Raw genomic sequence first — 12,185 nt, 5'->3', positions numbered from 1 at the left:
TCTCCCCTCTCTCCAACCAACGTCGACCCGGGCTTGCAGTCCAAGACCTCAAGGACGAGTGCGCAAAGCGCGGCCTGGACACATCGGGACTTAAGGCGGACCTTCAGCAACGTCTTCAGGTGCGTTGCGCATTGGGCAGCACCCTATCTTTGACACGATTTGCCCCGCTCACCTCCTCTTCCCACCCTTTTTCGTATTCGCAGGCCTTTTTGGATGATGAGGAGTTTAACCTGACCGACGACTCTGCAGGTGCCCCTGCGGCTGCTGCTCCCGCTGCCGCTCCCATTGCCGCAGCTCCTACCCAAGCTCCAACGTCTGCGCCTGCTCCGGCACCGGCACCGGCACCGGCTCCGGCTCCGGCTCCGGCTCGCGCTCGGTCTCCGGGTCGGTGGTCGGGTCGGTGGTCGCGGGTCCCGCGACGGCCTCGGGCGCCGCGATGTCGAACAGCGAGCCGCCGGACGAGAGGTCGACCGCGGGGGTCGGCTCGGGTGCCGTCGCTGCGGGGGTCTCGACAGGCTCGACCACCGGGGGGTCGGCCGGCGCTTCGTCCTTCGGCTCGGGCTCAGGCTCCGGCTCGGCCTTGGCGGCGGGCTCCTCGGCCTGGATGTCGAACAGCGAGCCGCCGGACCCGAGGTCCGCCGCGGGCTTCGCGGCCGGCTCGGGCTCGGGCTCGGGCTCGGACTCGGGCTCGGCCTTCGGCTCGTCGGCGGTCTTCTCCGCCTGGCCGTCCTCGATGTCGAACAGGGAACCGCCCGAGCCCAGCTCGGCGGACGGCTCGGCGGCCTTCGGTGCCGGCTCGGCCTCGGTCTTCTCCAGGCCCTCCTTGGAGACGGTCGCGGCAGCCGAGTCGTCACCGCCCAGGTCGAAGAGCGAGCCGCCCGAGGACGTCTCCGACTTCGCGGCGGGCGCGTCGGCCGGCTCGTCGCCGCCCAGGTCGAACAGCGACGAACCGCCGCTGGCCTTGGCGGCCGGGCCGGCGTCAGCGGTCTCGGTGACGGTGTTCTCGGTGACGGTGACGTCGCCGGCCTCGGGCTCGGCCTTCGTCTCGACCGGACGCTCGGCGGTCTTGGTGGACCCGCCGGAGCCGTCCGAGCCGGCCCGGGCCCTGGTCGCGGGCTCGCCCTTGACCGAGGCGAGCAGCATCTGCGCGACGTCGAGGACCTCGACCTCCTCGCGGGCGGTGCCCTTGGCCTGGGCGGAGGTGAGCCCGTCGGAGAGCATCACCCGGCAGAACGGGCAGCCCACGGCGATCTGGTCGGCGCCGGTGCCGACCGCCTCGTTGGTGCGGTTCTCGTTGATCCGCTCGCCGATGTTCTCCTCCATCCACATGCGGGCGCCGCCGGCGCCGCAGCAGAAGGACCGCTCGGAGTGACGCTCCATCTCGACGTACTCGGCGCCGGGGAGGACCTGGAGGAGCTCGCGCGGCGGGGAGTAGACGCCGTTGTGGCGGCCGATGTAGCAGGGGTCGTGGTAGGTGATCGACCGCTTGGCCGCACCGGCGCCGTCCTTGACCGGCGTGAGCTTGCCCTCGCGGACCAGGCGGTTGAGCAGCTGGGTGTGGTGGGTGACCTCGAGCTCGACGCCGAACGCGGCGTACTCGTTCTTGAGCGTGTTGAAGCAGTGGGCGCAGGTCGAGACGACCTTCTTGACCTTGAACTCCTTGAAGGTCTCGGCGTTCTGCGACCCCAGCTGCTGGAACAGGAACTCGTTGCCGGCGCGGCGGGCCTGGTCGCCGGTGCAGGTCTCGCCGTTGCCGAGCACCGCGAACGAGACGCCGGCCATGTCGAGCAGCTCGGCGACCGCGCGGGTCGTCTTCTTCTGCCGGTCCTCGTAGGCGCCGGCGCAGCCGACCCAGAACAGCCACTCGACCTCGTCGAGGGACTCGACGTCCTCACCGACGACCTTGACGTCGAACGGCAGGTCCTTCGCCCAGTCGAGCCGGGCCGAGGCGGACATGTTCCAGGGGTTGCCCTTGTTCTCCATGCCCTTGAAGAGCTGGTTGAGCTCGGCGGGGAAGTTGGCCTCGACCAGCACCTGGTAGCGGCGCATGTCGATGATGTGGTCGACGTGCTCGATGTCGACCGGGCACTGGTTGACGCACGCGCCGCAGGTCACGCAGGACCACAGGACGTCGTTGTCGATGATGGCGCCGCCCTCGGGCTCCCACGCGTACCCCTCGGTCTCCCCGACCAGCGGCCGCTCGGCCTCGTCGAGCACCGACTGCGGCATCTTCGCGCGCTCCTCCTCGCTCGCCAGGAGGTACGGCGTCTTCGCCAGCGCGTGGTCGCGCAGGTTCATGATCAGGAGCTTGGGGGAGAGCGGCTTCTCGGTGTTCCACGCCGGGCACTGCGACTGGCAGCGACCGCACTCGGTGCAGGTCGCCATGTCCAGCAGGCCCTTCCAGCTGAAGTCCTCGATCGCCCCGACGCCGAGCTTGGCGTCCTCGTCGAGGTCGTCCAGGTCGTCCAGGGTGACCGGGACCCCGGCGTTGGTCAGCGGCTTGACCGCGCCGAGGGCGACCGGCCGGCGCCCGAACAGCACGTTGAGCGGCGCGACGAAGATGTGCAGGTGCTTGGAGTTCACGACCTCCACGAGGAACACCAGCATGATCCCGATGTGCAGCAGCAGGCCGACGCCGATCAGGGTCTTGGAGTCGGGGAGCACGGTCCCCAGCGCGTAGGAGACGAACGCCGCCTTGCCGTAGCCCTCCTCGCCGATGGCGAGCTCGTGCGCGATCACCGCACCGCGGAAGAGGAACAGCGTCCAGATGACGTTGAAGATCATGAAGAGGACCAGGTAGGCCCCGCCGAGGTGCGAGCCGAAGAAGCGTGACTTGCGCTCGAGCTTGGCCGGCGAGTTCTTGAGCCGGATCTGCCAGAAGGCGACCAGGCCGAGCAGACACATCACCGCGATGAAGTCCTGCAGGAAGCCGAGGGGCTTGAAGGTGCCGAAGAAGAGGAAGCGCCAGGCCGGCTCGCGGGTGAGCAGGGCGCCGTACGCCTCGACGTAGACCGTGCCGAGGATCAGGAACGCCCAGAACACGAAGAAGTGCGCCGTGCCCGGGATGCTCCACTTGAGGAGCTTCTTCTGGCCGAAGACCTCGACGAGCTGGGTCTTGAGGGCCAGGCCGATCCGGCCGGTGACGCCGGCGATCCGGTCCGGGGCCGGCTGGCCGTGCGTGATCATCCGGAACAGGAAGACCACGCGCCTGCCGGCCAGGCCGAGCCCCACCGCCGTCCCGACCAGCCCGACGATCAGCACCCACAGGTCCACGGTCACTCCTCGAGAGGTTTGCCAGCCAGTTCTCGGACAGCCGCGGCGAGCCCGGTGGAGAAGACTAGTGCGACGGGGTCCGGGGCCTGAGTCTACTGTTCGGTAACTTTTCCGCCGCGGGCGGGAACCGCCTGGGGACGTCCCGCGTCAATATGGCCCGGATGGGTGCTTTACCTCGGGATCATCCGATTGCACACTTAGCCCGCGCCGGATCGTGGCCGGCTCGACATGGGGACCGTGCACGGTGCACGAGTGCCACGAAAGGACGATCGCCGTGGGTTCGACGACTCGCCTCAGCTCCGGTACGCAGCGGCTCGGAGCGGTGGGCCTGGCCGCAGTGCTGGCCGTCACCGGTCTCGCCGCCCTGACCGCCCCCGCCGGGGGAGCGCCGGCTCCGCGGACCGCGCCGGCGGCCGCCGTCGGTGAGGGCGACGAGGACTGGACGCTGATGATCTACGACGTCGCGGACACCTCCAACATCGCCAACGACATGATCTCCAACCTCGCGGCGTTCACCGAGATCCCGGAGATGGAGAACGTCAACATCGTCGCCCTGGTCGACCTGCCCGAGCAGACCGACCCCGGCTACCCGCAGGCCACCCTTCCGGGCATCGCGCCGTTCACCACCGCCAAGCTGGTCGTGCTCGAGGACGGCCGCTGGAACGAGGTCCAGGACTACGGCGAGATCTCGATGGGCCGGCCCGACGTGCTCGCGAGCTTCATCGAGGAGTCCGCCGACCGGTACCCCGCCGACAAGTTCGGCCTGATCCTGTCCGACCACGGCGGCGCCTGGTCCGGCGGCTACCAGGACACCGGCCCGCCGTCGGCCGCGCAGATGACGATCGCCGACATGCGGGCCGGGATCATCACCGGGATGCAGCGCGGGGGCATCGACGAGTTCGAGTTCATCGACCACGACTCGTGCCTGATGGCCTCCTACGAGGCCGCTTCGGCACTGGGGCCGCTGGCCAAGGTCCACGTGGCCTCCGAGGAGGTCACCTTCGGCGACTTCACCCTCGACACCGACGCGATCGCCGCCCTCGGCGAGAACGTCAGCGGCGAGGAGTGGGGGCTGGCCAACATCGAGGGCTACGCGCAGACCGCCGACCAGTACGACGACATCGGGGCCTTCTCGGTCCTGTCGGTCGTCGACGGGGCCGCCATGGAGCGGCTCGACAAGGCCATCGAGGCGTTCTCCGCCGTCGCGGTCCAGCACATGGCGGAGATCGCGCCCGAGATCGCCCGCGCCCGCAGCCGCTCGCTCGAGTTCGTCACGGGCCTGCTCGGCGAGGAGGAGGGCGGTGGCTTCAGCGTCGTCGACCTGGGCGACTTCCTGCGCCAGCTCGAGAACGTGCCGCCGGAGGTCGAGGTGGCCCGCGACGCGGCGTACGCGGCGCTCGACGCGGCCGTGCTGCACCAGGTCACCCGACGTGCCACCGAGCAGGCGACCGGCCTCAACGTCTTCTTCCCGGAGACCCCCGAGCACGCGCGCGGCTACGTGGCGAAGAACATCGCCCCCCCTGGCTGGAACGAGCTGGTCGCGGCGTACGCCGACTACGCCACCCAGAGCAACGGGCCCGACGGCTCCGCGGAGTTCACCAGCGACACCGCCGAGGTGCTGGACATCGGCCCGGACGGCATCCGGATCGCCGCCCAGCTGCAGTCGGGGGACGAGGAGAACGTCGCCGACACCGAGACGCAGGTCTACACGCAGATCGACGGGCGCGACGCCCTGGCGGTCGCGCTGCCGGGCTACCTCAACTCGGGCGGCACCGGGCAGGTCCAGGGCGTCTGGAACTTCTCGGTCACCACGCTCCAGGCGGGACGCCAGCGCGCGCCGGTCTCGGCGGTCTACCAGGCCCAGGCCGGTGGTCTGCTCGGCTGGTTCCACGCGCTCTACACGGCTCCGGACGGCAGCCAGACCGACGTCGAGGTCCAGGTCCTGCTCTCCAGCGAGGGCGAGATCGAGAGCATCACGGTCTCCGACATCAGCCTCGGCAACGGCGCCCAGGCGGGCATCGACCTGGAGAACGGCGGGTCGCTCACGCCCTACCTGATCGTCCCGTCCAGCGGCGGCTTCCAGATGGAGCTCTCGAGCCAGTCCGTGCCCGTCAACGACAAGACCGAGGTGTCCTACCCCAAGCTCCCCGAGGGGACCTCGTTCGACATGGGCGTCGGCGTCGCCGACCTCGCCGGCAACTTCGACATCGCGTTCGTCACCGAGACCGTGCGCTGACCCCGCGGGCGAGGCAACCGGCCGAGCACCGCACCCACCGACCACACCATCCCGAGCACCACCTCACACACGGAGGAGAGTCATGACGACCACACCCGAGAGCCCGGACGGCGGTGCCACGGCGGCACCCGCGCCCGTGGCACCCCCAGGAGCCCGCTTCGACCCGGTGACCGGCGCCGAGCTGGGGGCCGGTGGCTCCGAGCGCAAGGAATCCTTCGCCCTCCAGCCCGGTGAGCCGGTGATGTCCTTCAACATGGTGACGTCGCTGATGCCGCTGGCCAGTGGCACGGCACCCCAGACCTACCGGTGGGCGCTCGGCCTGGGCCTGCTGGTCCCGGTCATCGCCGGTGCGCTGGGCTACCTCGCTTTCGCGTTCGTCGCGGCGGCGCTGGTCGTCCCGGCCATCTACGTCGTCTACATGTACGACGTCAACGAGTGGGAGGACCAGCCGGTCGCCGTCGTGCTCGGCACGATCGGCGCCGCGGCCGCCCTCGGCGTCGGGTTCACGTTCCTGTGGCACGCGGGGCTGCTCGGTGACGAGGTCGCGCCCGTCGACTTCGGCCAGGGCGCCGGAGGGGTCCGGTGGAGCACCCTGCTCGTGCTGGTCCTGCTGGTGCCGGTGGTGGGCGAGCTGGTGAAGCAGGTCGGGCCGCTGTTCCTGGCCTCGCGCCCGCAGTTCGACGACATGATCGACGGCCTGACGTTCGGCGTCGCGGCCGGAGCGAGCTTCGCGGCCGCCGAGACGATCGTCGTCAACCGCTCGCTGTTCAGCAGCTTCGGCTCCATCGACAGCCCGGACTCGGGCTTCTGGGTCTCCCTCATCCTGTCCGCGGCGATCGTCAAGCCGATCGTCTACGGTGCCGCCACCGGCATCGCGGTCGCGGCGTGGTCGGGCATCGGCAGCGGGTTCGACGGCTTCAAGCCCTCCTACCTGCGTGGGCTCGGCGAGGCGCTGCTGGCCAACATCCTGTTCCAGGCCGGGCTCTACGTCGCCTCCCGCGTCGAGGGCACCGCCGGCGCGGTCATCGGCCTGATCTGGGGCGCGCTCATCGCCGCCGTGCTGCTGGTGCGGCTGCGCTACCTCCTGCACTACGCGGTCCTCGAGGCCGCGCTCGAGGCCTCGAGCAAGGGCACCACGCTCAAGGACTCGGCGCACGGTACGGCGTTCTGCCCCTCCTGCGAGATGCCGCTGCTGGAGGGCGCGAACTTCTGCGTCGTCTGCGGCACCGCCACCCGCGCCGGCGGCAAGGTGACCCGGGCCCGCAACCGCAGCGTGGACGCCGCCGCGACACCGTCGCTCAAGCCGGTCCCGGCCGGCACGGCCCCGCGCGACAACTCCAAGACCGCGGTCGTGGTCGGTGCCGTGGTCGCCGCGATCGTGCTCGGCGGGGCCATCGGCCAGGGGGTCGCGGCGGCCGGCGAGGACGACGCACCGTTGTCGCCCGAGGACTCCGGGATCGTCCTGGAGCCCGACCTCGGCGCGGGTCCGACGACCGAGGACGCGCCGGAGCCGGCCGACCCGCCGGGACCCGACCCCGACCCGACCGAGGAGTCGGACGAGTCCAGCAGCGAGTCCAGCACTGAGTCCAGCAACGGGTCCAGCGCGAAGCTGGCGTCGTTCTCCACCGCCCTCTCCGACGGGTTCACCGACGAGGAGAGCGAGGGGACCGACGACGGCAGCGGCGGCATCGGCGGCGGTCCGCAGCCCGACGACACCACGACGAGCTCGGACATCGTCGACCTCGGGGTCGCGGGCTTCCGGGTCCCGGCCGGCTGGGAGGTCGAGTTCAACGAGCCCGGCTTCGCCCAGCTGTGGGGCCCGGGCGGCTACTTCATCGCCCTGACCACGCCATCGCCCGCCTCCATGGAGGGGCTGATCAGCGACCACCTCCAGGGTCTGGAGGGGTTCGGGGTGCAGGAGCTGGAGTACACGCAGCCGGAGGCGATCTCGCTGCCGACGTCCGCGGTGGTGGACGCGCAGACGCTCTTCTACCGCGGGCTGATGGCCTCCCAGCAGGGCGGCACCTTCCCGGTGGAGGGCTTCGGCTACTACTTCCTCACCCAGGACGGCACGGGCATCACGGCGTTCGGCCTCTTCGAGCAGGGGGCGCTGGACGCGTCCACGGACCTGGTCGACGGCTACAACGCCATGCTCAACGACCTGGTCTCGACCATCCAGTAAGACCGAGGAAGCAGGGCTCACATGACACCCCGACGCCGCCGTTCCCGTCAGTCCTCCTCTCCGAGGAGGTACGTCGCGGGGGCGGCGGCGTTGGGTGTCCTGACCGTCGTCGGCGGTGCCTCGGGCGCCGCCGCGCCCGCGGCGGCGCCCGGCGGCGCCGCGGACTGGACGATGATGGTCTACGCCGTGGGCGACACCGGCGGCGTCCCCGAGCTCATGGTCCAGAACCTCAGCCAGCTCGCGGCGCTGCCTGACGCCGACAACGTCAACGTGGTCGTGATGCTGGACCTGCCGGAGCGCAACGACCCCGACTTCCCGACCAGCACCCTGCCCGGCATGGGCGAGTTCACCACCACCAAGCTCCTCGTGCTGGACGGCAACCGCTTCAACGAGATCCGGGACTACGGCGAGGTCGCGATGGGCCGACCGGACGTCCTGGCCGCGTTCATCGAGGAGGCCGCCGGGCGCTTCCCCGCCGCGAAGTACGGCCTCTCGCTGTTCGACCACGGCGGCGGCAGCTTCGGCGGATACATCGACGAGGGCCCGCCGAGCACGACCGGCATGTCGATCCCCGACATCCGCGACGGCATGGCCGCCGGGATGGCCCGGTCCGGCATCAAGAGCTTCGACCTGCTCTTCCACGCGGCCTGTCTCATGTCCAACTACGAGACCGCGTCCGCGCTCGCTCCGCTCGCCAGGACGATGGTGGGCTCGGAGGAGAACATGATCAAGTGGCCGCTGTCGGTCCAGGGCTTCCCCCCGTTGCGGGAGAACGCCAGCGGCCAGCAGGTCGGCGAGGCCTTCATCGACGGCTACCGCCAGCTGCTCGACGACGTGGCCAAGGAGAACGGGGGCCAGCCCTACCGGGACCTGGCGGCGATGTCGATCGTGGCGGGCGAGCCGATCCAGCGCCTGGACAAGGCGATCGAGTCCTTCAGCAAGGTCGCGGTCGCCCACATGGACGAGATCGCGGTCGAGGTCGCCCGGGCCCGAGCCGACGCGCTGGAGTTCGTGATCGGGCTCCCGGGCAGCGGGGCCAGGGACTCGATCGACCACATCGACCTCGGGGACTTCCTGCGCCACCTCGAGAACCTGCCCCCCGAGGTGGAGGTCGCCCGGGACGCCGCGTTCGCCGCGCTCGAGGCGTCCGTGACGGCCCAGGTCACCGGCCGCGCGACCGAGCAGGCCACCGGGCTCAACGTGTTCCTCCCGACCGACCCGGCGAAGGCGCGGGGCTACGTCGAGAGCGGCACCGCCCCCCGCGGCTGGGGTGAGTTCGTCACGGCGTTCCTCCAGGCGGGCGTGGACGCCGGGACGTCGTCCGGGTTCGGGTTCACCAGCGACCAGGCCGAGGTGCTCCTGCAGGACCAGACCGGGATCAAGATCGCGGGGCAGCTGACCGCGGAGAGCCTCGACCAGGTGACCGCGACGGAGACCCAGGTCTACACGCGGCTCGGCGACACCGACGGCGCGCTGGCGCTGGCACTCCCCGGCTATCTCAACGCCGGCGGCCGGGGGCAGGTCCAGGGCGTCTGGGACTACGCCGTCACCACGCTGAGCGACGGCCGCACCAGCATCCCGGCGACCACGGCGTACCAGATCCAGTCCGGTGGGCTGGTCGGCGATTTCCTGGCGCAGTACACCGCGCCCGGCGGCACGACGACCGACATCGGGGTCCGGGTGCTGCTGAGCAGCGAGGGCCAGATCCAGGGCGTCAACGTCGTGGACCTGAGCAACGGCAGCGCCGCCGGCATCGAGCTGCAGAACGGCGGCACCGTGACGCCCTACCTCTTCGTGCCCGGCTCCGGCGGCTTCGACCAGGTGCTGTCGTCGCAGTCCCTGCCGGTCAGCGACCAGCTCGTGGTCGACTTCGAGCGGCTGCCCGCGGGGACGCCGTTCCGGATGGCGCTGCTGGCGCTCGACGTGGGTGGCAACGCGGCCAGCGCGACGGTCGAGGCGCGAGTCCAGTAGCCGCGATCACCGCCGACGCAGGGACAGCACCTTCCCGCGCTGGGAGAAGGTGACGACCATCTTCACCTTCTTCTTGCCGGGGGCCTTGGCGCAGAAGCCGAACTTCTGGCCGGAGCGGGTGTAGGGCTGGCCGACCTTCTCCATGACCGCCTTGGTGGTCATGCCGGGCTTGACCAGCTTCTGCACCTTGGTCACCGACTTGCGCAGGCCCGGGTTGCGGCACGAGTCCGGCTTGATGCCCTCGGCCCGCTCCCAGGTCTGGAGGTAGGCCTCGGCCCCGCGGCTCATGTCCTCGAAGATCGCGGCACCGTCCTTGCCGGCGACCTTCGTGAGGTCCTCGACCCAGTCCGGGTAGAGGCCGTACTGGGCGACGCCGTCGACGTTGATGTCCCAGGTGCGCTGGCCGGCGGTCTGCTTGCGGACGGTGACGCCGCCGAGCCCCTTGAAGGGGTAGGTCACCTTGTTGGGCACGTCGGCGCCGCGGGGGTCCCCCTGCGCGCCGAGCCCGTTGATGTCGGCACCGAAACCGAGCCCGAAGTAGTAGCGCGGGTCGGCCCAGCCCACGTGCTTGCGCCACTTCTCCACGAAGCCGGTCGAGTCACCGGCGTACGGCGCGATGAACCCGCCCTGCTCGTAGATGCGCGGGTAGGCGTCCGGCGTCGACCACGAGTGGCTGGAGAGGACGCCGTGGTAGCCCATCCGCTCGGTCTGGTCGAGGGCGGTGTTGCGGGCCTTGACGCTGAGGTGGTCGGGGTCGAAGAGGATGTGCCGCTCGGCGAGCTCCTCGATGGTCTGCTCGCCCAGCGTGGTCAGGCCGCGGTTGTTGCAGTGGTCCGGCGGCGGGTAGAGCGGCGTGGCGACGGGGAGGCCGAGCGAGGCGATCGCCCCGAAGAGCGCGTCCTGGGTCTGCGCCGAGATCTCGGGCAGCGCCACCTGGTTGTTGTCGTGGGACTCGCCGTCGGCGGGCTCGCAGTGCCGCATGTCCCAGAAGGACCCGGTCTCGAGGAAGTTGGCGGAGTTGACCAGCGGCCCGATCGCGCCGGCGTCGCCGGCCACGCCGGCCAGGGCGTTGTCGAACTTGTTGACCAGCTCCATCTGCCGCACGCCCATCGCGTGCACCTCGTCGAGCTGGCGGTCGATGTCCTCGAGGCTGCACTGCGGGACGTCGGCCTTCATCGTGCAGCCGAACGGCACCGACGTCTCGATGCCCATCACCACTGCGAGCTGCCCGCGGTTGATCACCTCGCGCGCCTCGAAGGGTGACTTCACGATCCGGTAGAACCCCTTGCCCGGGCCTCCGAACTGGGCGTCGATGTAGTCCTGCAGCTCGTACATCCGCTTGGCCTGCAGCCGCACCGAGTCCATGTCGTCGCAGGAGTTCTTCTTCAGCGGGTAGATCATGCAGAGCTGGTTGTTCTCGACCAGCAGGTTGACGAAGATCCGCTGCCCGCCGCGCCAGGCGCGCTCGAGCCAGCGGTAGTAGGTCCCCTCGTGGGTCAGCGAGTTGGGCGCCGGCCAGTCCTTGAAGGTCGGCCAGCCGACCGGGTCGTGGCCCGGCTCACCGGAGAGCACGGACTCCAGGACGCCGCCGTAGCCGCCGGTCGCCGAGTGGTCGGGGCAGTCCACGAGCGCCACGGCGACCCCGAACGGGTCCCACGGCTTGCCGCAGTGCGCCCGGCCCCCGAGGAACTCGTAGGCCATGCCGTGGGTGTGCGCGTCGACGTAGCCGCGCACCTCCTGGTACGGCGTCACGCCGGCGTGCGGCCGCCCGCTGATGTCGATGCCCGCCTCCGGGAACGCGGTGCAGCCCTTGGTGCGCAGCAGCCGGAAGGTGGTCCTGCCCTTGATCGTCAGCGTGGTCCCGCCGCGGGTGAACGTGAACCGCGGCCGCTTCGCGGCCCTCGGGCCGGTCCTCGTGGCCGTGGCGGTCCACACGGTCTCGGCGCTCGGCTGCGCCGCCAGGCCGTCGGCGGTGCGGAACCTCCCCCGCTTGGTGTAGAGCAGGTAGCTGCCCAGGTCGGTCGCCTTGAAGTAGGTCTTCTTGCCGGCCATCCGGTAGCAGCCGTTCGCCATCGCGTAGCGGTCCTGCGGGAAGAGCAGCCGCTTCTGTACCGGCTGCACCGAGGTCAGCGGCGGGTCGGGGGTACGCCGTGCCTGGGCGACGTACGCCGTGGCGATCGCGCGCTCGGCCGCGTTGGTCGGGTCCTGGGCGGCCTCGCCGACCTCGCCGCCCCGGGAGACCTCGTTCTTCGTCGCCGGGTCGTCGTGCTCGTGCGGGAGCGTCTCGGGGTCGACCTCGGGCGCCTGCTCCGCGGCGGCGAGCTTGGTGGCGTCGTAGATGCCGGGCAGGTTGCCCTGGCGCCCGATGGCGACCGAGGACGTCAGCGCCGGGATGGACACCACGCCCACGACCAGGGCGAGCGAGGCCAGCGCCGCGACGACAAGACGACGGACGGTCTTCCTGCGATCCACCATGACTTCACCAACGCCCTTCCCCGTGAGACGTCACGAACCGTGTCACAC

5 protein-coding genes and 1 pseudogene are annotated in these 12,185 nt (G+C 70.6%); 4 read left to right on the top strand and 2 right to left on the bottom strand.

Annotation, left to right across the window (positions count from 1 at the left end; all coding sequences use genetic code 11):
- Positions 1-107, top strand: a pseudogene (locus JHD21_RS21915) (SAP domain-containing protein); the annotation flags it as partial.
- Positions 108-297: 190 nt separating this feature from the next.
- On the opposite strand, the gene JHD21_RS15650 reads toward JHD21_RS21915, so the two are convergent.
- Positions 298-3,273: a heterodisulfide reductase-related iron-sulfur binding cluster gene (locus JHD21_RS15650; protein ID WP_292677087.1), complete on the bottom strand. Its 2,976-nt coding sequence runs from the start codon at positions 3,271-3,273 to the stop codon at positions 298-300.
- Between the two features lie 274 nt (positions 3,274-3,547).
- Here JHD21_RS15650 and JHD21_RS15645 point away from each other — a divergent pair, with 274 nt between their 5' ends.
- The 3 genes from JHD21_RS15645 (at position 3,548) to JHD21_RS15635 (ending at position 9,662) form a co-directional block, all read left to right on the top strand.
- Positions 3,548-5,509 carry a clostripain-related cysteine peptidase gene (locus tag JHD21_RS15645; protein WP_292677085.1) on the top strand — a complete coding sequence of 654 codons (1,962 nt, stop codon included), beginning with the start codon at positions 3,548-3,550 and terminating at the stop codon, positions 5,507-5,509.
- An 82-nt stretch (positions 5,510-5,591) separates the two neighbouring features.
- Positions 5,592-7,691 (top strand): zinc ribbon domain-containing protein, encoded by a 2,100-nt coding sequence (locus tag JHD21_RS15640; protein WP_292677083.1) that lies wholly within the window; start codon positions 5,592-5,594, stop codon positions 7,689-7,691.
- A gap of 90 nt (positions 7,692-7,781) precedes the next feature.
- Positions 7,782-9,662, top strand: coding sequence for a clostripain-related cysteine peptidase (locus tag JHD21_RS15635; RefSeq protein ID WP_292677081.1), 1,881 nt, complete (start codon positions 7,782-7,784; stop codon positions 9,660-9,662).
- 6 nt (positions 9,663-9,668) lie between these two features.
- Here JHD21_RS15635 and JHD21_RS15630 read toward each other — a convergent pair whose 3' ends face one another.
- Positions 9,669-12,137 carry a hypothetical protein gene (locus JHD21_RS15630; RefSeq protein WP_292677079.1) on the bottom strand — a complete coding sequence of 823 codons (2,469 nt, stop codon included), beginning with the start codon at positions 12,135-12,137 and terminating at the stop codon, positions 9,669-9,671.
- Positions 12,138-12,185: the final 48 nt, after the last annotated feature.

Origin of the sequence: Nocardioides sp. (genome assembly GCF_016462705.1) — a bacterium.
GTDB lineage: Bacteria > Actinomycetota > Actinomycetes > Propionibacteriales > Nocardioidaceae > Nocardioides.
Note: the sequence above shows the minus strand (reverse complement) of the source record. Positions and strands in the feature narration are given on the sequence as shown.